This is a genomic window from Agrobacterium sp. RC10-4-1 (assembly GCF_014138475.1).
In the GTDB taxonomy this organism is placed as follows: Bacteria; Pseudomonadota; Alphaproteobacteria; order Rhizobiales; family Rhizobiaceae; genus Agrobacterium; species Agrobacterium pusense.
The window spans coordinates 86536-110829 of sequence record NZ_JACJIT010000010.1 but is presented as its reverse complement, the minus strand read 5'-3'; the positions used below and the strand labels follow the sequence as shown (position 1 = coordinate 110829).

21 protein-coding genes and 2 pseudogenes are annotated in these 24294 nt (G+C 57.1%); 14 read left to right on the top strand and 9 right to left on the bottom strand.

Features of this window, described 5'->3' with window-relative positions; all coding sequences use genetic code 11:
• Positions 1 to 84 precede the first annotated feature (84 nt).
• Complete coding sequence (locus FHW77_RS23890) at positions 85 to 1602, bottom strand: MFS transporter (RefSeq protein ID WP_286084904.1); 1518 nt, start codon at positions 1600 to 1602, stop codon at positions 85 to 87.
• Positions 1603 to 2309: 707 nt separating this feature from the next.
• Here FHW77_RS23890 and FHW77_RS23885 point away from each other — a divergent pair.
• The 5 genes and pseudogenes from FHW77_RS23885 to FHW77_RS23865 all read left to right on the top strand — a co-directional run.
• On the top strand, positions 2310 to 3311 hold the full coding sequence (locus FHW77_RS23885) for an IS30 family transposase (RefSeq protein WP_182590813.1): 1002 nt from the start codon (positions 2310 to 2312) through the stop codon (positions 3309 to 3311).
• Positions 3312 to 3439: 128 nt separating this feature from the next.
• Positions 3440 to 4813 carry an ISNCY family transposase gene (locus FHW77_RS23880; protein ID WP_182590814.1) on the top strand — a complete coding sequence of 458 codons (1374 nt, stop codon included), beginning with the start codon at positions 3440 to 3442 and terminating at the stop codon, positions 4811 to 4813.
• A gap of 262 nt (positions 4814 to 5075) precedes the next feature.
• Entirely contained in the window at positions 5076 to 5531 is a 456-nt protein-coding gene (locus FHW77_RS23875; RefSeq protein WP_112540347.1) for a Rid family hydrolase, read from the top strand.
• A gap of 388 nt (positions 5532 to 5919) precedes the next feature.
• Positions 5920 to 6921, top strand: a complete 1002-nt coding sequence (locus FHW77_RS23870) for an IS30 family transposase (protein ID WP_182590813.1) — start codon at positions 5920 to 5922, stop codon at positions 6919 to 6921.
• Positions 6922 to 7109: 188 nt separating this feature from the next.
• A pseudogene (locus FHW77_RS23865) lies at positions 7110 to 7370 on the top strand (helix-turn-helix domain-containing protein); the annotation flags it as partial.
• 70 nt (positions 7371 to 7440) lie between these two features.
• Here FHW77_RS23865 and istB read toward each other — a convergent pair.
• From istB to FHW77_RS23850, 3 genes and pseudogenes are all read right to left on the bottom strand, one after another.
• The gene (gene istB, locus FHW77_RS23860; protein WP_182590867.1) at positions 7441 to 8235 is read right to left on the bottom strand and encodes an IS21-like element helper ATPase IstB; all 795 of its coding nucleotides are present in this window, start codon (positions 8233 to 8235) and stop codon (positions 7441 to 7443) included.
• Positions 8225 to 9738 (bottom strand): annotated as a pseudogene (gene istA / locus FHW77_RS23855) (IS21 family transposase). The gene istB and the pseudogene istA overlap by 11 nt, the downstream one beginning before the upstream one ends.
• 185 nt (positions 9739 to 9923) lie before the next feature.
• A complete protein-coding gene (locus FHW77_RS23850; protein WP_182590812.1) occupies positions 9924 to 10547 on the bottom strand; it encodes a hypothetical protein in 624 nt (207 codons plus the stop codon).
• Between the two features lie 717 nt (positions 10548 to 11264).
• On the opposite strand from FHW77_RS23850, the gene FHW77_RS23845 reads away from it, so the two are divergent.
• The 5 genes from FHW77_RS23845 to FHW77_RS23825 all read left to right on the top strand — a co-directional run bounded on the left by FHW77_RS23845 (position 11265) and on the right by FHW77_RS23825 (position 15984).
• Positions 11265 to 13823: a PAS domain S-box protein gene (locus tag FHW77_RS23845; protein ID WP_182590811.1), complete on the top strand. Its 2559-nt coding sequence runs from the start codon at positions 11265 to 11267 to the stop codon at positions 13821 to 13823.
• Positions 13823 to 14185 carry a response regulator gene (locus tag FHW77_RS23840; RefSeq protein ID WP_182590810.1) on the top strand — a complete coding sequence of 121 codons (363 nt, stop codon included), beginning with the start codon at positions 13823 to 13825 and terminating at the stop codon, positions 14183 to 14185. The genes FHW77_RS23845 and FHW77_RS23840 overlap by 1 nt, the downstream gene beginning before the upstream one ends.
• Positions 14186 to 14372: 187 nt before the next feature.
• Positions 14373 to 14669, top strand: a complete 297-nt coding sequence (locus tag FHW77_RS23835; RefSeq protein WP_182590809.1) for a hypothetical protein — start codon at positions 14373 to 14375, stop codon at positions 14667 to 14669.
• Positions 14670 to 14686: 17 nt separating this feature from the next.
• Positions 14687 to 15661, top strand: coding sequence for a TIGR03885 family FMN-dependent LLM class oxidoreductase (locus FHW77_RS23830; RefSeq protein ID WP_182590808.1), 975 nt, complete (start codon positions 14687 to 14689; stop codon positions 15659 to 15661).
• A gap of 56 nt (positions 15662 to 15717) precedes the next feature.
• On the top strand, positions 15718 to 15984 hold the full coding sequence (locus FHW77_RS23825; RefSeq protein WP_182590807.1) for a SemiSWEET family sugar transporter: 267 nt from the start codon (positions 15718 to 15720) through the stop codon (positions 15982 to 15984).
• 562 nt (positions 15985 to 16546) lie between these two features.
• Here the strand turns inward: FHW77_RS23825 and FHW77_RS23820 are convergent.
• Both FHW77_RS23820 and FHW77_RS23815 read right to left on the bottom strand, forming a co-directional pair.
• Positions 16547 to 16831 (bottom strand): hypothetical protein, encoded by a 285-nt coding sequence (locus FHW77_RS23820; RefSeq protein ID WP_286086135.1) that lies wholly within the window; start codon positions 16829 to 16831, stop codon positions 16547 to 16549.
• Positions 16828 to 17652 (bottom strand): manganese catalase family protein, encoded by an 825-nt coding sequence (locus FHW77_RS23815; RefSeq protein ID WP_182590806.1) that lies wholly within the window; start codon positions 17650 to 17652, stop codon positions 16828 to 16830. The genes FHW77_RS23820 and FHW77_RS23815 overlap by 4 nt, the downstream gene beginning before the upstream one ends.
• 169 nt (positions 17653 to 17821) lie before the next feature.
• Here FHW77_RS23815 and FHW77_RS23810 point away from each other — a divergent pair, with 169 nt between their 5' ends.
• Both FHW77_RS23810 and FHW77_RS26830 read left to right on the top strand, forming a co-directional pair.
• Positions 17822 to 18331: a ferritin-like domain-containing protein gene (locus FHW77_RS23810; protein WP_182590805.1), complete on the top strand. Its 510-nt coding sequence runs from the start codon at positions 17822 to 17824 to the stop codon at positions 18329 to 18331.
• A 263-nt stretch (positions 18332 to 18594) separates the two neighbouring features.
• The gene (locus FHW77_RS26830; protein ID WP_286086134.1) at positions 18595 to 18720 is read left to right on the top strand and encodes a hypothetical protein; all 126 of its coding nucleotides are present in this window, start codon (positions 18595 to 18597) and stop codon (positions 18718 to 18720) included.
• A gap of 379 nt (positions 18721 to 19099) precedes the next feature.
• Here FHW77_RS26830 and FHW77_RS26825 read toward each other — a convergent pair whose 3' ends face one another.
• Complete coding sequence (locus FHW77_RS26825; protein WP_286086145.1) at positions 19100 to 19666, bottom strand: VOC family protein; 567 nt, start codon at positions 19664 to 19666, stop codon at positions 19100 to 19102.
• A gap of 1048 nt (positions 19667 to 20714) precedes the next feature.
• On the opposite strand from FHW77_RS26825, the gene FHW77_RS23795 reads away from it, so the two are divergent.
• A complete protein-coding gene (locus FHW77_RS23795) occupies positions 20715 to 21005 on the top strand; it encodes a hypothetical protein (RefSeq protein WP_077987673.1) in 291 nt (96 codons plus the stop codon).
• Between the two features lie 321 nt (positions 21006 to 21326).
• Here FHW77_RS23795 and FHW77_RS23790 read toward each other — a convergent pair whose 3' ends face one another.
• On the bottom strand, positions 21327 to 21473 hold the full coding sequence (locus tag FHW77_RS23790; protein WP_182590804.1) for a hypothetical protein: 147 nt from the start codon (positions 21471 to 21473) through the stop codon (positions 21327 to 21329).
• A gap of 359 nt (positions 21474 to 21832) precedes the next feature.
• Between FHW77_RS23790 and FHW77_RS23785 the strand changes: the two genes are divergently transcribed.
• Positions 21833 to 22399 (top strand): DUF1003 domain-containing protein, encoded by a 567-nt coding sequence (locus FHW77_RS23785; RefSeq protein WP_182590803.1) that lies wholly within the window; start codon positions 21833 to 21835, stop codon positions 22397 to 22399.
• Between the two features lie 379 nt (positions 22400 to 22778).
• Here FHW77_RS23785 and FHW77_RS23780 read toward each other — a convergent pair whose 3' ends face one another.
• Complete coding sequence (locus FHW77_RS23780; protein WP_182590802.1) at positions 22779 to 23735, bottom strand: DMT family transporter; 957 nt, start codon at positions 23733 to 23735, stop codon at positions 22779 to 22781.
• Positions 23736 to 24294: the final 559 nt, after the last annotated feature.

Genomic DNA, 24294 nt, shown 5'->3' with positions numbered 1-24294 from the left:
TCATCCTCGGTTGCTGACACCAATCTACCGAGGCCCTTGAGGTACAACTACTATACGAGTGGATACCACGATAACACGCCGGGCTTACTTCGCTGACTTCGGTGCGAGAACACGACCGAGCACGATTTTCCAGATGATCAGAGTCGGGGCCGCCCCGAAAAAAAACAGCGTGATCGCAAAGAAGGCGGTATCGAACGCTATTGTCGTGGATTGAAGGGCGACAGCCTTGCCGATCAAAGCCACCGCTTCCTTGCTAGCCAATCCCGCCTCCGTCCCGTGGCTAGCGAGAAGACGACCAAGGTTTCCGATGCGCGCGATCACTTCCTCGCGTCCGGGGAGGATATGGGCCGCCAACACCACTCTGTTTTGTGCCGTCTGGTCTTCGATGAAGGTCTGAAGGAACGAGATGCCCGCGAGCCCGCCCATCTGACGGCCTATGCTGAACAAGGCAACCCCATAGATGAGTAGTGTCTTGTCGAGGCTTGAAAGCGTGACCAGCGTGATCGAAAGGAACAGGAATCCGAGTGCAAGGCCTCGTATCAGGATTGCTGGAGTCATGTCAGGCATCCCGCTGCCGCTACTGGAGCCCGACAGCAACCACATCGCCAGCATCAAGCCGAGGATTCCAAGCGGTATGGTGATGACACCCGGCAGCTTGAGTTTCTGGATCATGAAGGCCGTCAGGAATAGCGAGCCGACGAACATCAGCGTGCTTGGCAGAAGCAAGCTCCCGGCTGCGGTGGGCGTCATCCTGAGGACGGAAACGGCAAAGGAAGGGATAACGAAACTGCTACCGAGAAGTGCAAATCCGGCAGCGAGGCTCGCTGCGATCCCGAACGCAAAATTGGGGTTGCGGAAGAGCGCAAAATTGAACATGGTCGCCATGTCCGGCTCGAGGAACTGACGGACGATTTGCACGCCAAGTACAGTCAAGCCGATAATGGTGGCCCACACCACCGTCCTGTCGCCGAACCAATCCCAGCGATTTCCCTGGTTTAGAACGAATGTCAGCGTGAAGGCGGCGACGGCAAAGAGGATCAAGCCTACTGCGTCGAACGTGATCCTCGGGCTTTCCACTTCTTCCACCTGTGGCGCGAGAGCGAGCAGCACGATGCCAGCGACACCGAAGGGCACAGAGCATAGAAAGATGACCGACCAATCGATCTGGTCGAGGAGCCATCCCTGCATGTAGGGGGCAAGTGTCGCCGGAGCGACGACCGATCCGATCGCGTACACGCTTTGAACGAACGGCTGCTGCCGCATCGGGAACACGCGGAAGAGCAGCGACTGCGCGCCGACCAGAAGCACGCCACCGCTGGCGCCTTGTAGAAGCCTAAAGCCGAACATGAGGTTGAGGTCGCTCGTGAAGGCCGCACCGTAGCAGGCCGCGGTCATCAACGCTCCGGCGATCATCACGGAGCGATAGAGACCGAACGCGCCAGCAAACCAGGGAGTAAGGACGAATGCGCAGAGCTTTGCGGCGGTATATCCGTAGTCGAGCTTGGCGAACTCGTCGGCCGACGCATGGGTTCCGCCCATGATGTCGAGCCGTGCCATCGACAAGACCGTGCCTGCGACGGCGTCGGTCAGCACGATCGTCATCGCTCCGACAAGCAGGAAACCGGCGCCAGCAGTCGAAGCCTTCCCGGGTAATCCCGTTTGAGTATAACATAGGTCTGCCATTGCGGTCGCTCCGTGGTCGGCACCAGTTTGGATCGAGAATTCAGTGCACATCAGGGAGCCGACAATGCCCTGCCGTTGCGCGCGCGATAATCACCTCTTTGCTGAATGGACCCTCAAGCGTGGGTGTAAACTGATCGCGCGTTTGCCGATGTGATCCCGTTGCGATGCCAGGAGATAGATGGGCTTTGGTATACTCGGCGGGATATCGGGCTTGCTGTCTCGGTAATGGCCGGCCGGAGAATTTCAAGAGCATCCGATGACCTCACGAAAAAAGCCGCCCCGGTTAAGGGGCGGCAAGGCGGACCCATGTCCGCGCTTCGGGCTTGGAGGGGAACAACCCGAGCAAGTCGCCGCGGTCAAGGGCGGGAAGGATCTCGGCGACGAGTAAAAGTTAGTCGATTACAGCGGGGCGATGCAGATATACCTTGGTTTGTAAGCGGCGCGGCCAGTTCTTTTCAAGACGAGCGGGCAAGCGAGTGACTGGTTCGTTCCTATCTGCAAGCGACCCAGGCTGGTGGAGGTGTTCCATAATATATGTTATGCGATTATTGTATGTAGCCGGGTACATTCTATTTTCAAGTGCGACATGCCAATGATTTCAATGGCTTCACTTTGGAGATTTTGGCATGTCCCGATGCTACACGCAGCTTGCTCTCGCCGACCGACGACGCCTACATCAGCTGGTGGCGGCAAAAGTTCCCATCAACGAAATGGCCCGTCAGCTTGGTCGCCATCGTTCGACGATTTACCGCGAGATCAAGCGCAACACGTTTCATGACCGTGAACTGCCAGACTATGACGGCTACTACAGCACGGTTGCTCACGACATCTCCAGAGACCGTCGACGCCGATTGAGAAAGCTGCGGCGCCATCCGGCGTTGCGCACCGAGATCATCAACCAGTTGGAGGCTCGCTGGTCTCCGGAACAGATTGCCGGACGTCTGCAGTCGGACGGCTTCGGTCGTATTCGCGTATGCAAGGAGACAATCTACCGCTTCATCTACAGCAAGGAAGATTACGCGCTTAGTCTCTATCAGTATCTGCCTGAGGCTCGCCGCAAACGTCGCCCACTGCGTTCGAGGAAGCCGCGCGACGGTGCGTTTCCCTCTACCCACCGAATATCCCAAAGGCCTGATTTCATTGGAGATAGATCGAAGTTTGGACATTGGGAGGGAGACCTCCTCATCTTTGAACGTCCCCTCGGCCATGCCAATGTCACCACGCTCGTGGAGCGCAAGAGCCGCTACACCGTTCTTATCAAGAACCCGAGCCGGCACTCGGGGCCGATCATGGATAAGATCATCAGAGCGTTTTCTCCATTGCCGGCCTTCGCGCGTCAAAGCTTCACCTTTGATCGCGGTACCGAGTTTGCCGGATTCAGGGCTTTGGAAGATGGGATCGGTGCGTGCAGCTGGTTTTGCGACCCAAGCGCGCCTTGGCAAAAAGGGACCGTCGAGAATACCAACAAGCGAATTCGACGCTTCCTGCCAGGCAGCACAGACCTCGCAGTCGTGTCACAGCGCGACCTTCTCCACCTCACGCGTCATATCAACGATCAACCGCGCAAATGCCTTGGATACAGGACGCCGGCCGAGGTGTTTATGGCGCATTTGCACGAAGGAGGGTGATCCCCTACCCTACAGCGCAGGCATGGTGCACTTGGGTTAGCTTCTCCACCGCAAAGTTAAAGTGTCCTGTTTCTGCAAAGTTGGAATGTCACACTCCCCAGGTCTGATTGGCATCTGGGAGATTGCGGATGGGATTGATTACGATGAGCGAGCGCGACCTGCAAAGAATCGAGGTGCTGTCCAAAGTCGTGGATGGCCGCATGAGCATTGTTGCAGCAGCCCATGTACTGGCGATCAGCACGCGCCACGTCCAAAGGTTGGTCGATCGAATTGAGCATACCGGCGCTGGCTCGATCAGACATAAAGCGATCGGTCGACCGTCCAACAATAAAATTGCCAGCGGCGTCCGTGATTACGTTTTGATGCTGGTGCGTGAACGCTACCTTGATTTCGGACCTACGTTCGCGGCCGAGAAGCTTCAGGAAGAGCATGGCGTCACAGTCTCGCGTGAGACGCTGCGCAAATGGATGCAGGATGCCGGCATATGGCTTTCGAGAAAGCAGCGGCGAACGTTTCATCAGCCGCGGTTGCGGCGTGAGGCCTATGGCGAGTTGGTGCAGATCGACGGGTCGGAGCATCGCTGGTTCGAGGATCGTGGTCCGGCCTGCTCTCTACTGGTATTCGTTGACGACGCTACCGGTAAGCTGATGCAGCTTCGGTTTGTTCGATCTGAGAGCGCCTTTACCTACTTCGAGGCATTGGCGCTTTACCTCAAAGAGCATGGCGCACCGATTGCCTTCTATTCCGACAAGCATTCGGTCTTTCGGGTGGCAAAGAAAGACGCCAAGGGCGGGCAAGGCATGACGCAGTTTGGTCGCGCGCTATCGGAGCTGCACATCGAGATCCTTTGTGCCAATTCCAGCCAGGCCAAGGGACGCGTCGAGCGTATGAACAGGACATTGCAGGATCGGCTGGTCAAGGAATTGAGGCTTGCCAATATCAGTGACATGGAGACCGGCAATGCGTTTCTGCCAGCCTTCATCGAGCGATACAATGACCGCTTTGCGGTGACCCCTACCCGCCCCGACAACCTCCATCGGCCTGTCAATCTGGCGCCAAGCAGGCTGAATGACGTGCTTTGCAAACGCGAGCAAAGACACGTCGGCGCACAGCTTTCATTCTCCTATGAGCGCAAACGCATCATGCTTGAGGAGAACGACGTCACGCGCGGCCTAGTTGGAAAGTATGTCGAGACATACGCTTACGCTGATGGTCGACTGGATATTCGATGGAAAGGTCACTCGTTGCCTTACAAGATATTCGATAAGGACCAGCGCGTGACCCATGCGGCTGTGGTCGAGAACAAGCGTCTCGGCGAAGTGCTGGCCTATATCAAAGAGCAGCAAGATCGAGACCACGCACCTGCGCCAAAGACCAACAGTGAGAAGATCGGCTACAAGCCGAGAGGCCGCAAACCCGGTCCGCGCACGGATTTCATGAATGATCCGGACGTCATTGCGAGACGGCAAAAGGCTCTTGCTCAAATAGATGCGGCTGAATGATCCACTTCCGGCCAAAAGCGGACGACTGCAGCTGGCCCATTGCTGTCATAAGACGTCGTAATCAAGATTGTTGGAGAGACCATCATATGTGGCCGGACGAGCAATCCGCAGGAATAGCGCATCGCCCACCATATCGTGTGGTCAACAAAGACGGCTCCGTTCATTGCGTCAAACGCAATACACTCGTCAGATTTATTGCAATTTACGAGACGGTCAAACTCGTTCAGTTTCGGGTTCTAAACATTTCTCGAAGGAGCCAACGATGACGAACAAAGCAAACACACCACGCGTTGAATCTGCAAACCACGGTGTTGCCTGGGAAAAAGCATTTGGCTACGCACAAGCGGTCAAGGTTAAGGATACGATCTATGTTTCCGGTCAGCTGAGCCACGATAGCCAAGGGAATTTGGTCGCACCTGCCGAAATCGATGCCACTGGAAAGCCAGTTTCGTTCGACACCATGGAAGCTCAGATTCGCCAAACTTATGAGAATGCCCGCGTCCTCCTACAACAATTCGGCGCAACTTTCGATGACGTCGTTGAAGAGACACTTTACGTACTGGACGTCGATGCAGCCTTCGGCCCCGCCTCTGAAATCCGGAAAAAAGTCTACGGTTCCGAACTCCCTCAGCTGGCTAGCAACATCATTGGTGTGACGCGCCTCGCCTTTCCCCAACAGCTCGTTGAGATCACGTTCCGAGCGGTCGTGGACCGTTAAATGGCGGTGCGAGTTCTCAGATAGAAAAGCACGGTTTGTCAAAAAGATCGCGCAAGTCTATGCCTTATACGGCAGCGTGGTTACTTCCTCTATTGTCTCCCTCTGGGGTGACGATCGAAGGAAGCTAAAGCCAAAAGGGAGCGTTATCACCCGCCCCCTCCCTACCCTTGCAACCCGGCCCAGCCGGTCCGGTCGGGGGCTGACCGTCAGAGCAAGGAGGCGGTCAGTGTCGCATTTCTAACCGGCCGGTAGAGCGACAGATGACATTTTAACTTTGCGCAATCCGCGACAATTCAACTCTGCTGCCACATTGTATGTAGCGCGGTACATTCTATTTTCAAGTGCGACATGCCAATGATTTCAATGGCTTCACTTTGGAGATTTTGGCATGTCCCGATGCTACACGCAGCTTGCTCTCGCCGACCGACGACGCCTACATCAGCTGGTGGCGGCAAAAGTTCCCATCAACGAAATGGCCCGTCAGCTTGGTCGCCATCGTTCGACGATTTACCGCGAGATCAAGCGCAACACGTTTCATGACCGTGAACTGCCAGACTATGACGGCTACTACAGCACGGTTGCTCACGACATCTCCAGAGACCGTCGACGCCGATTGAGAAAGCTGCGGCGCCATCCGGCGTTGCGCACCGAGATCATCAACCAGTTGGAGGCTCGCTGGTCTCCGGAACAGATTGCCGGACGTCTGCAGTCGGACGGCTTCGGTCGTATTCGCGTATGCAAGGAGACAATCTACCGCTTCATCTACAGCAAGGAAGATTACGCGCTTAGTCTCTATCAGTATCTGCCTGAGGCTCGCCGCAAACGTCGCCCACTGCGTTCGAGGAAGCCGCGCGACGGTGCGTTTCCCTCTACCCACCGAATATCCCAAAGGCCTGATTTCATTGGAGATAGATCGAAGTTTGGACATTGGGAGGGAGACCTCCTCATCTTTGAACGTCCCCTCGGCCATGCCAATGTCACCACGCTCGTGGAGCGCAAGAGCCGCTACACCGTTCTTATCAAGAACCCGAGCCGGCACTCGGGGCCGATCATGGATAAGATCATCAGAGCGTTTTCTCCATTGCCGGCCTTCGCGCGTCAAAGCTTCACCTTTGATCGCGGTACCGAGTTTGCCGGATTCAGGGCTTTGGAAGATGGGATCGGTGCGTGCAGCTGGTTTTGCGACCCAAGCGCGCCTTGGCAAAAAGGGACCGTCGAGAATACCAACAAGCGAATTCGACGCTTCCTGCCAGGCAGCACAGACCTCGCAGTCGTGTCACAGCGCGACCTTCTCCACCTCACGCGTCATATCAACGATCAACCGCGCAAATGCCTTGGATACAGGACGCCGGCCGAGGTGTTTATGGCGCATTTGCACGAAGGAGGGTGATCCCCTACCCTACAGCGCAGGCATGGTGCACTTGGGTTAGCTTCTCCACGCCCATTTAGTAATGCGACAGTTGGGCCGGATAGAAATGCGACACTCTCCTCGCACGACGACGCTGGTCAATGTCAACGTTGGGAGCAAGGATGCGACGATGCTCAGCCTGACTTCAGTCAGGAACGTTCGGAGTTGCTATGTCCTTTTTGATCACCATGTCGCAGAAAGAATTGCATCGCCTCGAGGTCATCCAGAAGATTCACGATCGGCGCCTGAATGTCGTCCAGGGCGCCGGCGTCCTCGGCATCAGCCGAAGCCAGATGCACCGGCTGTTAAAAGCGTATGAGACCGATGGCACACCTGGGCTGGTATCGAAGAAACGCCAACAACCAAGCAACCGGCGTCACAGCGAGGATCTTCGCAACGCCGTTCTCGATCTGGTCAGAGAACGGTATGTGTTGGTTTTCACGCGGAACTGAGCCGGTTTTTCCACCGAGAAGTGAGCCACCTTTGAATATGGTTTTCTGATCAGGCTTTGGTCAAGGGATTGGTTTTTTCTCCTCTCTTTTGGGCTGCTGCGGCCGAGCTGGCTTTGAAGCGGAAGCTGTCGTTTCCGGTTTCCAGGATATGACAACGGTGGGTCAGGCGATCGAGCAGAGCCGTGGTCATCTTGGCGTCACCGAAGACGGTCGCCCATTCGCTGAAGCTGAGATTGGTGGTGATGATGACGCTGGTGCGCTCATAGAGCTTGCTCAATAGGTGGAAGAGCAGCGCTCCGCCGGAGGCGCTGAACGGGAGGTATCCCAACTCGTCCAGGATGAGCAGATCGAGGCGAACGAGGGTCTCAGCGATCTGGCCCGCCTTGCCTTTGGCTTTCTCCTGCTCGAGCGCGTTGACCAGTTCGATGGTCGAGAAGAAGCGGGCCTTGCGGCGATGATGCTCGATCGCCTGGACGCCGAGGGCGGTCGCCACATGTGTTTTTCCTGTTCCCGGTCCACCGACAAGCACGATATTCTGGGCTCCGTCGATGAACTCGCATCGGTGCAACTGGCGCACCGTCGCTTCATTGATCTCGCTGGCGGCGAAGTCGTATCCGGAGATGTCCTTGTAGGCAGGGAAGCGGGCAGCTTTCATGTGATAGGCGATGGACCGGACCTCACGCTCAGCCATCTCGGCTTTCAGCAACTGGGACAGGATCGGCACGGCTGCATCGAAGGCAGGAGCACCTTGTTCGATCAGGTCCGTGACCGCTTGAGACATGCCATACATCTTCAGGCTACGCAGCATGATGACGACGGCGGCGCTGGCGGGATCATGACGCATGGCGACCTCCCACGATCCGGACACGAAGGCCATCGTAACGTTCGACGTTGGCCTTGGGTTCACGCACCAAGGTCAGCGCCTGCGGCGTGTCGATGTCGGGGCCGTCTGCCGTTTTGCCGTCGATCAGCCGGTGCAGCAGATTCAGCACATGCGTCTTGGTGGCCACGCCCGCATCCAGGGCCAATTCGACGGCTCTGACAACGACCTGCTCATCGTGATGAAGGACAAGAGCGAGGATGTCGGCCATTTCTCGGTCACCGCCGGGGCGGCGAAGTATCTGGTCCTGCAATTGCCGGAAGGCCAACGGCAATTCCAGAAAGGGTGCACCGTTGCGCAGGGCACCGGGCTTGCGCTGGATGACGGCAAGATAGTGTCGCCAGTCGTAAATCGTTCGTGGCGGTTTGTCGTGGCTGCGTTCTATGATCCGCGGATGTTCGCAGAGGATATTGCCTTCGGCTGCCACGACCAGCCGCTCCGGATAAATCCGCAGGCTGACAGGCCGGTTCGCAAAAGACGCAGGCACGCTGTAGCGGTTCCGTTCGAAGGTGATCAGGCATGTCGGCGAGACGCGCTTGCTCTGCTCGACGAAGCCGTCAAACGCGGCAGGCAGCGCCATCAGTACCGGGCGTTCCGCCGACCAGACGTCCGCGATCGTACCTGGCAAGGTGCCATGCGGCGTCTCTCGCCAAAGGTTCTGGCAATGGTGTTCCAGCCAGACATTTAAAGTCGCCAAATCCGGAAAGTCAGGCATCTGCTGCCACAGACGAGGTCGGGCATCCTGGACGTTCTTCTCAACCTGGCCCTTTTCCCAACCCGCGGCGGGATTGCAAAACTCAGGCGCAAAGACGTAATGGTTCGTCATCGCCAGGAAACGGATATTGACCTGCCGCTCCTTACCGCGACCGACGCGATCGACCGCCGTCTTCATGTTATCGTAGATGCCACGACCAGGCACACCGCCGAACACCCGGAACCCGTGCCAGTGGGCGTCGAAGAGCATCTCGTGCGTTTGCAGCAGGTAGGCCCTGATCAGAAACGCACGGCTGTGCGACAGCGGGCGACCTGCAGCTTCGTGCGTTCGCCGCCGATCACAGCATAATCTTCACTCCAATCGAATTGGAATGCTTCGCCTGGGCGGAAAGACAGAGGAACGAATATGCCGCGGCCCGCCGTCTGCTGCTCAGTCCGCCAGTCACGGGCGAACGCGGCGACCCGACCATAGGAGCCGGTAAAGCCGAGAGCCGCCAGATCAGCATGAAGCTGCTTCAGCGTTCGGCGCTGCTTGCGCGACTTCCCGGCCTCGGTCTTCAGCCAGCCCGCCAGTTTGGCGGCAAAAGGATCGAGCTTGCTCGGTCGTTCCGGTACCGCAAACTTCGGCTCGATCGTGCCGGCGCTCAAATACTTCGCGATCGTATTGCGCGACAATCCGGTTCGTCGGCTGATCTCGCGCACCGACAACTTCTCGCGTAGTGCCATCCGACGGATGATGTTTAAAAGTCCCATGTGGATCACTCCGTTGCCCCTGTCGCTCACCGCGTTGGGGGAAGGTTCACATGGCTCAATTCTCAATGGAAATTATGCGCCTAACCGGCTCAGTTCCGCGTGAAAACCAACACCTTTGGGATCATTAGCAAGTCGCACTTCATTCTAGAACCCACCGCGCTACATACAATAATCGCATAACATATTTATGGAACTAATTGTTGTTTGATCTCCACAAGAGACGGGACGCCAGCGTGCCGATATTTCGGCGGAAATTCTGCGGTTGGCAGGTTGTCGGCCGTGAACTGCTTACCGCTGGACCAAGGAAGCATGTTCAGTACGATGCCAAAAAACCCAGCTACTGCCGCAAGCAAGGGTTTCATAATCGACTTCTTTATCAAACCACCAAATTTCAATCCCGAAACAAGAGCTCCGAGCGGCTTGAAGACCAAAAAGGGGATTATCAAGACCGGAGCAACGAACAGAGTAAGCACCCTCGGAAGCACTGCCTCCAGCATAGGGTCGCCGCCGTAACGGAGGCGAAGACGCGGATTACGGGCGACTGCAAATCGAATAAGTTCTTCCATGAAGCGAACGTAGCCGGCTGATTGATCGGTGCGTGCCTCTCCCTGCCAATGCAGCGAGGATATCTCCCTCGATGAGAAGAGCATCCGCAAACGGGCGCTGTAGACGGGAAAACCGGTGGAGCCGACCCCACTCGTTACGTGAACGTGTATGAACCGAATAGAGGTCCACGGGATGAGACGGGAGGATCCTGCCCGCGTCACCAAAAGGCCTTTTGCGTCGATGACGCAAGCGGTTGTGATCATTGTGGATCCCACGCGAGGCATCACGACTTGCGTGGTAAAGCTGTAGGAAGGAGGTTCGTTCGCCTGCAATTCAGAGCTCTCGTGCGTTCTAGATTTCTTTGATCGTCAGAACGGTTATGAGCCGGCGATGACCAAATAGCAAGATTGCCGATGTACCCGCGCGATTCAAGACTGACTGGGTCATCTCCACCTACTCTGGAGAGATGGCTGCAAGGCTTGGATGGAAGACATATTGTCGTCCTCTCGTTGGACTAGAGTACCCGACCCTCACCGAGCAGTACCCTTGACACCGCCACTGACACTTTACAGTGCGCCGAATAGGTCCAGACGCAAGCGATTACAGTTCTGGAAGAGCCCCAAGCGAAGCTCACCCCCAGTCACTCGCCGTCATTGAGCAGTGGCTGCATTCCAGGGCATGGAATTCCCTTGCTGATGCATCTCAAAACGCGCAGGCTAATCTCTTCGGTAGCTTTCTAACGGGCGTTACCGCTGCCAGGTGAAATTCCTCGGCCCCAACGAAAGGAGGACACGATGTCTTCCGCACAAGGACAACGACACTGCACCATATCTTGGCACCACCAAAAAAGGCACAGTGGCCACCGATACGGCTAACGAAAAATTTGGGCGACGCTGGAACAATGCGACGCGTCGCGCGTTAGCGGACAGCCTTTTCGTCCGGGGGGATGCACAGACGGGAAACGGCGAATGGGAATTTCAATGTCGAATGCCGCAAATGATTCAGATCTACAGCTGAGTGAATACGAGGCTATTATCGCCGGTGGCGGAGCTCTTCTGGATGCAGTTCCCGCGGCGGTGTACGTGTGCGACAGGAACGGGCTCCTAATCTCATACAACGCTGAAGCCGCACGCCTTTGGGGTAGATCTCCTCGAATACGAGATCCACGAGACCGCTTCTGCGGATCGCTCCACCTTTATCTGCTTGACGGGTCAAGCCTTCCCCATGACAGCTGCCCGGCTGCCGAAGCTGTCCGTTCAGGCAAGGAAACGCGTAGCGGCGAAGTCGTCATGGAGCGGCCCGACGGCTCGCGTTTTGAAGCATTGGTAAATGTACGCGCACTGCGGGACCGGGATGGACGCATCGAAGGTGCAATAAACTGCTTTCAGGACATCTCTTCACAGAAGGCTCTTGAACGGCAAGCAAATCGACACGCCGCCGACCTTGAGGACTTTTTTGAAAACGCTGCCGTCGGTCTCCATATCGTCAGCAACGAAGGAATCATTCTGCGGGCAAACAAGGCCGAGCTTGAGTTGCTGGGTTACACTGCGGAGGAATATGTCGGCAAACATATCGCCTCCTTTCATGCGGACGCCCGGGCAATCGCCGATATACTGGACAAGCTGAGCTGCGGCAGAGACCTCGATAGATACCCAGCCAGACTTCGCGCTAAGAACGGGCAGATCAAGCATGTGTTGATCACTTCGAACAGTCGCTTCGAGGACGGACGTTTTATAAATACGCGCTGCTTTACCACTGATGTCACTGATGTGCATCAGGCAGAACTCGCACGTCTCGAAAGCGAAGAACGTCTTGCGGCAACCTATCAGGCTGCGACGATCGGTATCGCAGAGGCAGATTCAGCTGGACGCCTTCTGCGGGTAAACGACGCGCTTTGTCGGATGCTCGGACGCTCTGAGGAGGAACTCCTCGCGATGACATTTCTTGATTACACGCATGCCGAAGACAAAAAGCAAGACGCAGAGCGCTATGCGCAGCAAGTCGAGGGCAAAATCGACAGCTACGTATTGCGCAAGCAGGCGATCAAACCGGATGGCACGTCCGTGTATCTCGACGTTCATAGCTCGTCGGTACGGGACGCCAAAGGAGAGTTTCGTTATGGCGTGCGCGTCCTCATCGACGTCACCAAAGCCAAACGGATGGAAGACCAAATACGAGAGAACGAGAGGAACCTGCGTGACCTTCTCGAGGCATTACCGGCCGCGGTGTACACTACTGATGCTGACGGTCGCATCACGTTCTTCAACCGTGCGGCGGTAGAAATGGCCGGCCGCGTTCCGACGTTGGGCGATGAGTGGTGCGCCACCTGGCGGCTCTTCCGGACGGACGGGACCTTTCTGCCGCACGACCAGTGTCCGATGGCGGTCGCCATTAAAGAGGACCGGCCAATTCGCGGAGAAGAGGCGGTTGCTGAAAGGCCGGATGGGACGCGCGTTCCGTTCATCCCCTACCCTACCCCGTTGCATGACAGCGAGGGTAGGCTGACGGGCGCCATAAACATGCTGGTTGACATTTCGGACCGCAAGAAAGCCGAAGAGTTTGCTGAGCGGTTGGCCGCGATCGTCACCTTCTCGGACGACGCGATCGTCAGCAAGGACACCAAAGGCATAATCCAGACGTGGAACAAGGGTGCCGAACGACTTTTCGGGTATGCGGCCGAGGACGTGGTCGGAAAACCAATAACGATCCTCATCCCCTCCGAACGACAGGACGAGGAGCCGGAAATCCTTGCACGCATCTGCAGGGGCGAACATATCGAGCATTACGAAACCGTGCGCATGAAAAAAGACGGAAGCCTGATCGACGTTTCGCTCACGGTTTCTCCCTTGAAAGATGGCAGAGGGCAGATCATCGGAGCGTCGAAAATCGCCCGCGACATAACGGAGAAGCGCCAGGAGGAGCGGCGACATCTGTTGCTCATTAACGAGCTGAATCACAGGGTGAAAAACACCTTAGCAACGGTGCAGTCCCTCGCTTCCCAGACGTTCCGCAGCGAACGGGACAGTCACGCCTTCCGGCAATTTGAGAACCGCCTTGTTGCGCTTGCCCGAGCACATGACCTTCTCACGCAAGAAAGCTGGCAGGGTGCCGATCTGCTAGAGATTCTGAACAGGGCGCTTCAGGCCGTATGCCCCGATCGGGAGCGCCAGCTTGAGGTATCGGGACCGCCCTGCCGGTTGAATCCCAAACTCGCGCTCTCCCTGTCGATGGCCTTTCACGAACTTGCCACCAACGCAACGAAATATGGGGCTCTGTCGGTGGATGCAGGCAAAGTCGCCGTTGACTGGAATATTGAGGGAGACGGGGACGACGAATGGCTTCATCTCACATGGAGAGAGCTACATGGACCAAGCGTCACGGCTCCCGAAAAAAGAGGATTTGGCAGCCGTCTTCTTGAACAGGCCCTGGCTCGTGAACTGAATGCGCAGGTCCTCCTGTCGTTTTCCGAGTCTGGCGTAATCTTCAGTTTGACCGCGCCCCTGCCCGCCTCACATCCTGACGAACGGAACAAACACTGATGACTGTCCCTGGAAGGAAGCTCCGCATTTTCATCGTTGAGGATGAAGCACTTGTGGCGATGTTGATGGAAGATATCGTAACGGATCTTGGCCACGAGGTGAGCACTATAGCGTCGCGCGTGCAGCAGGGTTGTGAAATAGCACGTGGCGGAGACTTTGATGTCGCTATTCTAGATGTCAATCTCGATGGACAAACAAGCTATCCGATAGCGGAAATTTTGCGGGAACAACGCATCCCGTTCGCGTTCGCGTCGGGCTATGGTGCCAAGGGACTGGATCGTTCATATGCCGACGTGCCGACACTTTCAAAGCCGTACGTGACAGAGGACGTGGAGCGCCTGATCGCTGGGCTAGTTCGTTAGCAATCTGAAAGACACAAGCAGTTGTGGCGCCACCGGCTCCCTACAATTCCAATGCAAGTGGCACAGTGCGGTCGCCGCAATGCCGGTCGGTAGTGCCCTGCGCGTGGAAACAAACCGATAGTTCCCGCGTTTCGGCGAGGGACCAGTCAATGACGGCGACGCTGGCCCATTCAACCGGAGCGTCCAGATGCCTTATCTTGTTGAGATCCTGCTTCCTGTCACTCCCGCTGTGTCTGACCGCGCGCTTGAAACGGTCCGTTTCGAACTGACCAACCGGTTCGGCGGTGTGACGGTTCATGATCCCGTCCCGGCCGACGGCTTATGGAAGGATGGCAGGAAGGTTGAAAAGGACCGTATCCTTCTGCTCGAGGTCATGACCGACGAACTCGATCGCCACTGGTGGGCGCAGTATCGCCAAAGTCTGGAGACGCTGTTTTCCCAAGATGAAATCATCGTACGCGCATTGCCCATTGAAAGACTGTAGCAGACAGGAGCCAGGACATGATCATTGGATACCATGCGTCTCACGAGCAATTCGCACCCGCCGAGTTGCTGTCATTCGTCAAACAAGCCGAGCGAGCGGGTTTCGATGCTGTCATGACCTCTGACCATATTACCCCGTGGAGTGAGCGCCAAGGCAACTCAGGCAACAACTGGACCTGGCTGGGAGCTGCCATGGCGGTCACGACGCTCCCCTTTGGCAGCCTCGCCATTCCCGTCGGCTTGCGCTATCACCCGGTTACGCTTGCGCACCTGATTGCTACTCTCTCGGAAATGTTTCCCGACCGGCTTCGCTGGATCGCAGTCGGAAGCGGCGAAGCTGTAAACGAACATGTCGTTGGCAAGGGCTGGCCGGACAAGCACGAACGCGACCAACGTCTGCAGGCGGGGGCTGACATCATGCGAGGTCTTCTGAAGGGTGAGACAGTGTCCCGTGCATTGCCATGGTTTTCCGTCGACAATGCGAAGCTCTGGTCGCTTCCCAGGCGGCCTCCGGCCGTGTTCGGCGCTGCACTGTCAGCGGAGACTGCTGCATGGATGGGGGGCTGGACAGATGGTCTCCTGACGGTACGCAAGCCGGCTCGGGAGCTGGCGGACATTTTTGACCGGTATAGAGCGAGGGGCGGCGGTGACAAACCGCTCGCGCTCCAGTTGCAGCTCAGTTGGGGAAGCACAAGGCTCGAAGCTCGTATCGCCGCCTGGGACCAGTGGCGAACGGCAGCCGCACCGGCAGATATCCTCGCGGACCTTGCTGGTCCGGCAGATTTTGACAACGTGACCCGCGAGGTCCCGCCGGAGGAGATGGACGAGTGCGTCCCCCTTGTCAGCACTGCGGGCGACGTCCTTCGGCTCCTCGATGAGTGCCGTTCCTGCGGCGTCGGCGAAGTTTACATTCACAACGTCTCTCGCGATCAGCCTGCCTTCATTCGATTCATGGCGCGCGAGGTGCGCCCGAAATTACCGCAACGCCGTTAACGTCATCCTGTATTCAAGGGACCTGGAACGGACTGGGAAAAGGAAACCTGTTGCTCATGGACAGCGGCCTGCTCGTTGGTTATCTCGCATCAATATGCTCCGTGTCGAGCTTCATCCCTCAAGTCTGGAAGGTTATGCGGTCAGGCGACACGGAAGCGATTTCAGTGCGGATGTATATGTTGACTGTAACCGGATTTGCGCTTTGGACGACGTTCGGTCTTCTTCGAGGCGAATGGCCGATCATTGTCACCAACTCCCTCTGTTTTTGCCTGTCCGGTATAGTCCTTGTCCAAAAACTCCGGACGCGCAGCTTGTCTGAATGAGAGCGCCGGATTTACGGGGTGGCAATGGCGCCTGTCGAGGCAAGCCCAATGGAGCCTCGGGTTGCCGCAGAGGTCCGGCTCAGTTCCGGTGTCGTTGATACTCGTTGCCTGGGATACAGCTGTCGTCCCAGCAGCGCCGGCTGCTGCAGGCTGTTGCACCTGCGCGACTAGTCCATGCTGGATTACCACGCGAGGCGACCGGCGTGCATCTATGAGTAGGGATGTACGTGTCAGAGTATGCCGATCATTTGTCCCCGGCTGGCCCAGCGGATCCGTCAAGGATTTGACACGACCGCCAACGCTCGCTGAACGGGCTGGCCAGCCTGCTTCGCGCTGCGTCCGGTGCGCGATGTCTAGTCGCCAACCAGAAAGGGGGTGACTACGCGCCGGTAGTCGTTTCTGATCCATGTCAAGCTCCGGCGTCCAACCGCAGTGCGTTTGGGAACGCGCAGACTTCTCAAGCGGTGGCTGAAGGCGATATCCCCGATCTGCTTCGCGCTGTACTGGTCAAACTCTGGAAAGCGGAACGAACCGCTCCCTTACTTCGACGCTTCGGGGACCGTTAGTTCGACAGGGACTCCGTCAGGATGCCTACAATCATAACGAGCTCGAGTACGCCACCAGCCACAAATAGAGCAGACATCACAACCGTAGCATAACCACCGCTTGGCCTTGGCGGGCTACTGTAGCTGACGGCGTTCAACACACCGCCGAAGAGCCAGATTACCAAGCCGGCGACGCCTACCAGCACCCATGTTCCCGATAAAGCTTCCACTGCCATCACCTTTTTCCTCTGCGCGAAACCCGCCTCCTGGGAGGCGGGTTTTTTGGGTGGCAAAATGCTCACATCTGTTCCTTCTGCGCCCCGCCGCCCGGCTTGGCAGGACCGAGCTCCGGTTTCTGCCCTAAAGGCTCGGAGATCTTTGTCGAAAGCTCCCCTTTCCCATCGATGGAGGGTCCTGTGCTCCAGCGACCTTGCGCCGGCTCGCTCCCATCATACTGGAAGCCCAGATAGGCGTAGCTGAACTCCTGCTGTTCCAGCTCTTGCGGAAAGCTGTTGGGAATGGGAAAGACATTTTTTGCCCCGCCCAACTCCTCCAGCGCGGCAAGCCACTGGTTTTGATGCATCGTGTCTCTGGCAATGAGGAAGGACAGCATGTCCTTCATGCCCGGGTCGTTGGTCATGTTGTACAGCCGCACAGCAAGCACCCGGCCTGTCGATTCCGCGGCAACATTGGCGGTCATGTCGGCAGCAATGTTTCCGCTGGCATAAATATGCGACATGTCAAAAGGCACGCCGTCTGAATCGACGGGCATAGCGGCGAGCCCGGACGATAGTATGTTCTTCAGATTGACTCCGTTCAGCACGGCTCCTCCCACCGCATCGCCAGAGATTTCCTCCCGCAGCTTAAGGGGCGCACCTTCAAGATTGAGGGCAACGGCGGTGGCAAGCATTTCGATATGACCGAGTTCTTCCGTGGCCGTGTTCATGAGAAGGTCACGAAATTTCGGATTCCCGCGTGCGCCGCACGCCTGGAAAAAATATTGCATGGCGACCCGGATTTCTCCTTCCACGCCGCCAATTGCCTGCTGAAGCGCTCTCGCAAACAGCGGGTCTGGTGTCTCCACTCTCACTGGGTACTGCAGCTTGTTGTCGGTATAAAACATTTGATGTCTCCTCGTTTCATCGGCCGCCCAACCGGGCGCCGCGGAGATTGTTCCGGCCCATCACGCGCAACGAGCACACCACAACACGCAACGAGTTCGCGTGCCCGGAGACCGGCGGGAACTTCCGTGGCGAACAAAGGTTGGGGGCGCTCAACAAGGAGGATGAAGAATGACAACCGACGTGCGCGGAATTTTTGTGACCGGACTGCGTAATGCCCACGCCATGGAAAACCAGGCTCTGTCGATCATGAAGCCGCAGATTTCAAGGATCGAGAATTATCCGGAGGTGAAGGCCCGACTGGAACTTCACTATCGGGAGACGGAGGGACAGATCGCCCGCCTTGAGGAAATCCTCAATGGACTGTCGGAATCGGCCTCGACAATAAAGGACACAGCGCTTTCCATGACAGGCTCTCTCGCAAGCCTCGGGCATGCAGTTGCCGGAGATGAGATCATAAAGAACAGCCTCGCGAATTTTGCCTTCGAAAATTACGAAATCGCTGCCTACAAGTCTCTGCTGACCCTCAGCGACCATGGAGGCTATCAGGCAGCTTATTCTGCACTCCGAAGCAACCTCGAAGAGGAGGAAAACATGGCGCGGTGGCTGGAAGACAATCTGGAAAAAGTGACCCTGGAATTTGTGGCACTCAGTGAACAGGGACAGACCGCCAAGGTCTGACCTTTCGCTTCGGACCAATCGATGAGTCACGCGGAATTTCATGATATCCGGCGGAGGGGCACGTTGCATTCTGACAACTTCGACAAAGGCGACATCTTGTGCTGTGTTTTTCTTCCTTTTGTAAACGAGGTACGCCGCGTGGCTCATCATTCCGGGCGGATCGAAACAAAACGCCGGCTTGCCGAAAAAGCGGTGGCTTATCTTGATCTGCTCGAACCGGCCTTCAGACAGCAAGGGGCCTCGCCGTCAGGCAAAGGCAAGCCGTGCGCAAGTTCCGCACCTCGCCGGACTCAGTCGGCAAGTCGGAAGCCGATATGGATGAGCTCCTGCGCGAGGCCACGCAGCAAATCGAAGCCATGGTTCTCCTGATGGATGTAAGACCTGGGTAACCTTGGGTAACACGTGTTGATAAAGCGGCGATGTTGTCGTGCTCGCCTTGCGACCCTTCTTCGCAGAGAGACACACATGGGCGGCACCTCGTCAGAGGCGGCATCGCGCGCCGGTCGTGTCACGCTGGACCCGTGTTTCGGGGGCAGGCGGTGAGGTTTTCGTCTCCAGGATCTATATTACGCCCCATAGAATCCTGCGCGCATCTATGGGTGAGTGCGGATACCGGAGAGGCGATATAACTTGGCTCCCTGCACTTGCGACTGCGTCGTCGTCACTATCACGGCAATCGCCGGCGTCGCCAAAGGCATGAACGAGAGCGCAGAAGCGTAAACTCCCGCTACCCGGTCGCGGCACTGCAATTTTCGAACCGTCGAGCATTCAGGGAGAAAGGGCGGTGACGGGCCGGCTTGTCGCACCGTTGCTCCGCCATAGAGGTATTCGTGAGGCCGATCCGTATTGGTGATGCTGCGCAGGCGGCCCCAGCCGGTGATCTGATGCTAAAAGGGCACCGTGTCGAACTGTGCGGCTGTGCTTCATCCGCGGGGCAGGTGATCGCCGAACCCTGGACGGGACGCTGTACGGCCTAGAGTGCGAGATTGTCGGTGTGGACAAAGCATAGCTTGTGCCTTCCGGATCGCGGCAATAGGCGGCGTAGAAGTCCGCGGCGTAGCGTGGCCGTACGCCGGGAGAGCCTTCACTGATACCACCCATACGGATTGCTGCCTCCCAGGCGTCGTTGACAGCAGATCGCGAAGGCGCAGCGAAGCTGATCTGGACTCCGTTACCCCATGTTGCCGGAAGTCCATTGATCGGTTTGCGAAGGGCAAACTGCGGCCACCTCCTGTCACCGCTTTTCCAGATGACGCCTGCGTCCACTCCGGTTTCGGTCCGGAAATCACGTTGCAATGCCAGGGGTGTCAGGACGCAGTCGTAGAAGTCGACCATTTTTTCGAGGTCCCTCGCGCCTAGCATAATATGACTGAACATTCTTTCTCCTCGCTGACCAACATCACGCCTGCCCTTCCCGCGCAAGACATCGTATGCGCTACCTATGTTCATTCCTCTGGTATCGATCGTCGCGCCAAGCGCCGCGCATCGAATGATAAGGTTCCGCTATTAAATGCGACGCGCCGCGCGTCTATTGCACCGGTCGATTACGCTTCCAGGCCGAAATCGCGCTCCTTGACCTCCGCAAGTGCCGCGTCAATGCGCGATCCATCAGAGATTGCGGCTGCGTTTCCCTCGCATCTGGCGGTTCAGCGCCACGAACTACGCCCGCGACACCTGCGTTGAGAAGTACTTAGACCGTCAAGTCTTCGCTGTTCAGTCCTAACCCTGAAGCTCGAATGGACGTTCCGGCCAGAATGTTGGATGGTACGGCAGTTCCCATGCTCGCAATCGCTCTCCGAAAATTTTTTGCCGCAAGCGCCTAGACTCAATTGACCGCGGCGAGGTTAGTTTCCGGCAGTGAGCCCTTGCTGGATGGTTTATCCAATCGTTGCTGACGCCAATCGGAGCTACATCGAGTGGCTGGCATTTTGCGTCGGCGTCTATTGCCTCCGGGCGATGGACGCAATCTGCCACCGCGAACATGTCGTGATGGAAGTTGCTTCTCGGATAAAAAGAGGCCCGCAGTGGGCTGGGGTAAACCGCGGGCCGCTGTCAGGCCGCCTGACGCGACCGTACACAGGGTGGCTCGGGATGAATGAACGCCAGATGAACAAACGCGCGCTGGAGGGGGTGAGAACCAACCCGCAAAAAACAGGATCAGTAGCCGAGCACAAGGCTTTCTGCGCCGACTGACACCGGTCGTATATGTCGCGTGGCCGGACCGCAGCGTCTGGCGGTGAGTCTGCGTGCGCAGGCCGTATAATTTCTACTCCTCAAATCTCAGAGTGGACTCCCTCAAAGATTGCACTAGTGTCTGGCCAATGCATCCGCGCGGTCGCGTCTCGTTCCGAAGCTCGTATACGTCCAGCGCCAGGAGGATAGCATGAAACGACCTGCACAAATCGAAGGCTGCTTGCTGCAGCGAACTCTCGGAAAATGGGCTGCGTGTTTCACGCCCCACCACGCCTTGCAAGTGAAGCTCGTAGAAGACACAATCACCGAGACGTTGAAAACACTGTCTTCACGAGGTGACGAGGCTGCAATTGATACAGAACTTTTTTTGACGATGCGGCGTCTGGCGTTACGCGCTTTTGGCTCGGCTTATGCGCGGCCGGAAAACTATCCACTGCGCAACAGTTTTCCTCCTGACGAAAACATCTCAGCCAAGCGTTGATGATGGACAGGGGCGTCAATGAGTGCCTGGGGTCTCAAGCTTCCTGCCACCACGCAAGGACCAGCCGCCCTGCCCCCCCGCCGGGCAAATATGTTTGCACCATCGAGACCAACCGCCTCGCGTGCCTGCGGCCCCTCTCCAGTGTGGAACAGCGCCGATCATCGGCACACCGACAGCACCCATGTGCGCGCGACACGGTAAGGATCGAGGGCGCTCCGTCACCTTTAGCTCTGCCGCTCAACCCATTTAGCTCCCCGAATCTTTCGGGGGTTGCTTTATCGCAAATGGCCGGGCAGCAGTATGTATCCTGCAAGATGCAGGCTACTGGCGCGTTGCGATGCGGTGACCGAAGTCGTTTTTGATGATGGCTGGCTCACTGACAACCAGCCAGAGCAGATAGCCTAACCCACCCAGAAAGGTGGCGCAGCCGACGAGGAGGAACGCCAGACCGAGATACAATAGTGCCAAATGTCTTATGCTCATGTTCGCTGACAGCGGGTTGGGTAGCCGCCAGGATCCGTGTGGCGCGACTACTGGCCAGCCAAGGCCGTCATATGATTATCAAGCAGTACAAATTCGTCAAGAAATCCCGGACCACGCCGCGGAGCACTCAAGATGGGAACCCCCGGATTCCCCAGTGCTGTGGGGATCGAAATCAGAGGTGCCTGATTTCCTAACTGCGTTCGGACCCTCGCGACAACGATGACGATGGTGCCCGCGCCCCGGGCGGCCCAGGTGGGCAATTGGGCTCGCACGTCCGGTACCGCGGAAGGGAGCCGAGCCGGAACCGGATTCCATCAAGTTGGTTTGGTCGAGCGGAGGGTGAAATGTCAAAGCCCGTCATAAAGCAGCAGACCGTTTCCAGCCGGCTTGACCGTAACATCGCAGCCCTGCTCGAGCGGCGGCGGCAGGAGGCAGCGACGGCTTCACTTCAGGAGAAGGCGGCGGCAGCCATCACCCGTTTCGCTGGCTCCATGATATTTGTCTACATTCATGCCTTGGTGTTTGGAGGGTGGATCGTGATTAATGTTGGTCTGCTTCCCATCCTTCCGGCGTTTGATCCATCGATGGTTGTCCTGGCCATGGTCGCTTCCGTAGAAGCTATTTTCATCTCGACATTCGTTATGATCAGTCAGAACAGGATGGCGGAGGCCGACGACAAGCGCGCGGACCTCAATCTCCAGATATCGCTTCTTGCAGAGCACGAGACCACGCAACTTCTATCGATCGTGACCGCGATAGCGGAAAAACTCGATCTCGACCTTGCTCAGAAGCAGGAAATTGCAGAACTGCAAGAGGACGTCACGCCGGAGGGCGTTCTGGACACCATTGAAAAGATCTCGGGTGGAGAGGACGGCCAGTCTGAGGGAAGAGGACCGCTCGGCAATGTTTAGACGTACCGATCGCATTTTGCTGCTGATGGTTGGGTCCACATGTTGATGCGCATTGATCGTCCGCTGACTCAGGCCTCTGGCCGATAACCATTACCCGGCGGTTCACCGCGACATGGCGGATACGACCGTCAAACCGAGCCGCCTCACGGTGCAAAATTGCAAACAGTTACTGGCGGAACAGCAGATCTGGTTTAAGCGCGGCAGTCGTGCACCCGTTCGTCGCCGCAACGGGATGTCGCGCCCGTATTGCGAGTGATTTTTGACCGGCTGTGCCATTTGACTTGCCCCCTGTCAGATTGGGCGCAGCCGGCCTTTGACAACCACGATCCGCCAGAAACACGTCCTCCTCCGACGCCACCGATTCACATCTGCATCCCTCTCACCACAGGCCGCCAGCCGGCTCGCCGCAGGCAATGCCGGATGTCGTGGCCCGTCGTGCATTTGGTGTCTGTGACCTCATGCGTTCGGACATCATTGCCTGGAAATTTGACATCAGAATTATGCATCCGCCGATAACAACCCAGACGTCTATACCTTCTCCGTAAGCGTAGAACCCGACGAGTGCAGCCATGGGCACCCGCAGAAAGTCGACGGGCATGATGACAGAGGCATCGAGGCGCTTCAACGCCTGTGCCTGGCAGTAGTGTGCACTCAACGCACCAACGCCGGCAACCATCATCCATGGAACATTGGACAGGCCGACGTCCCTCCAGTCTGTCAAAGCGGCGACCAGCCCCAGAGGCAACTGAATGAGGATCATCCAGAGCACGATGACCGCAGGTGAGCATTCCCTGGTAAGCTGCTTGACGAGGATCAAGGAAAGCCCGTAGCCTGCGGCCGCCAGCAGTACAAATCCGGCGGCGGGATCAATGACGCCGTGCCCAGGGCGCACGACAACCAGAACACCAATGAACCCGCCAAGGGTTGCGAGAAGCCGCGGCCCGGTCAGCTTCTCCTTGAGCAATAACCAGGCGAACAGCGCGACCCAGATGGGCATGGTAAACTCAAGGGCAAAGACGGACGCCAGCGGCAGAGAGACCACGCCTATTGTCCAAAAATACTGGGCGGTGAAGTGAACGACGTTCCGTGCCAGATGTCTGGGAAACAGTTTCATCTGGCGGATCTGCGGCAGGAGTGATCGTCCCACCAGCAAAATTACGATGAGACCGACCAGAGCGCGGAAAAACAGCACCTGCCTGATTGACAAGGTCGATGCCAACTCGCGAGATCCTACCGCCATACTTATGAAGGACACCATGCTCAGAGCCATCCAGCCCAGTCCCCGCATAAAGTCTGCCCGCCCTCGCTTTCTATCGAAACGTTTGTCTTTTTCCATCAGTGCTCCGGACAGATAAATTGTGTAGCCGCTATAAGAGGGCGCTTCGGTCTGCTTTTATCGGCCAGATATCGCATCTTGCGAAGCAGATTTTGGTGGTTTCACGGGCCGCAGAGTCTGCCAACGTAAACGCGGACATAGATCCTGCATCCCGTCCCCCAGTCGATATCATCCTGATCCTGGGGCTGCTGAAGCTTTCGTAGGTCCTGTCTTTCACCGAGAGAACGGTCACCAGCATTGGATCCATCGCGATATTCCTCGCCTTTCTGCCCGTTGTGAGGCCCAGGGCCGCCGCCCCAACAGGCGCCATAAAGGACGGCGGGCACCCGTACGCCTGCATTTGACGATGAAGAACGCGATCATAAGCGCAGGGCAGTGCGTTAGGGAGCGCTTCTTGACTTCCTCCTCAAGAATGCGATGATTGCGCTACCATGTTGAAGAACAGCAATTTCCATAGATTTTGCCTCAGCCGAGAGTATCCCGTCGAAGGGTATTAACCCGGGACGTAGACTGCTGTCGCGCGTCTGTGCCCGGGCTTTGATCCTGTGGGATTGCGCGA

Coding starts and splice junctions, on each gene's coding strand:
- FHW77_RS23890 (WP_286084904.1), bottom strand. CDS start 1,602: ATGACGATCGTGCTGACCGACGCCGTCGCAGGCACGGTCTTGTCGATG.
- FHW77_RS23885 (WP_182590813.1), top strand. CDS start 2,310: ATGTCCCGATGCTACACGCAGCTTGCTCTCGCCGACCGACGACGCCTA.
- FHW77_RS23880 (WP_182590814.1), top strand. CDS start 3,440: ATGGGATTGATTACGATGAGCGAGCGCGACCTGCAAAGAATCGAGGTG.
- FHW77_RS23875 (WP_112540347.1), top strand. CDS start 5,076: ATGACGAACAAAGCAAACACACCACGCGTTGAATCTGCAAACCACGGT.
- FHW77_RS23870 (WP_182590813.1), top strand. CDS start 5,920: ATGTCCCGATGCTACACGCAGCTTGCTCTCGCCGACCGACGACGCCTA.
- istB (WP_182590867.1), bottom strand. CDS start 8,235: ATGCGTCATGATCCCGCCAGCGCCGCCGTCGTCATCATGCTGCGTAGC.
- FHW77_RS23850 (WP_182590812.1), bottom strand. CDS start 10,547: ATGATCACAACCGCTTGCGTCATCGACGCAAAAGGCCTTTTGGTGACG.
- FHW77_RS23845 (WP_182590811.1), top strand. CDS start 11,265: ATGTCGAATGCCGCAAATGATTCAGATCTACAGCTGAGTGAATACGAG.
- FHW77_RS23840 (WP_182590810.1), top strand. CDS start 13,823: ATGACTGTCCCTGGAAGGAAGCTCCGCATTTTCATCGTTGAGGATGAA.
- FHW77_RS23835 (WP_182590809.1), top strand. CDS start 14,373: ATGCCTTATCTTGTTGAGATCCTGCTTCCTGTCACTCCCGCTGTGTCT.
- FHW77_RS23830 (WP_182590808.1), top strand. CDS start 14,687: ATGATCATTGGATACCATGCGTCTCACGAGCAATTCGCACCCGCCGAG.
- FHW77_RS23825 (WP_182590807.1), top strand. CDS start 15,718: ATGGACAGCGGCCTGCTCGTTGGTTATCTCGCATCAATATGCTCCGTG.
- FHW77_RS23815 (WP_182590806.1), bottom strand. CDS start 17,652: ATGTTTTATACCGACAACAAGCTGCAGTACCCAGTGAGAGTGGAGACA.
- FHW77_RS23810 (WP_182590805.1), top strand. CDS start 17,822: ATGACAACCGACGTGCGCGGAATTTTTGTGACCGGACTGCGTAATGCC.
- FHW77_RS26825 (WP_286086145.1), bottom strand. CDS start 19,666: ATGGTCGACTTCTACGACTGCGTCCTGACACCCCTGGCATTGCAACGT.
- FHW77_RS23795 (WP_077987673.1), top strand. CDS start 20,715: ATGAAACGACCTGCACAAATCGAAGGCTGCTTGCTGCAGCGAACTCTC.
- FHW77_RS23785 (WP_182590803.1), top strand. CDS start 21,833: ATGTCAAAGCCCGTCATAAAGCAGCAGACCGTTTCCAGCCGGCTTGAC.
- FHW77_RS23780 (WP_182590802.1), bottom strand. CDS start 23,735: ATGGAAAAAGACAAACGTTTCGATAGAAAGCGAGGGCGGGCAGACTTT.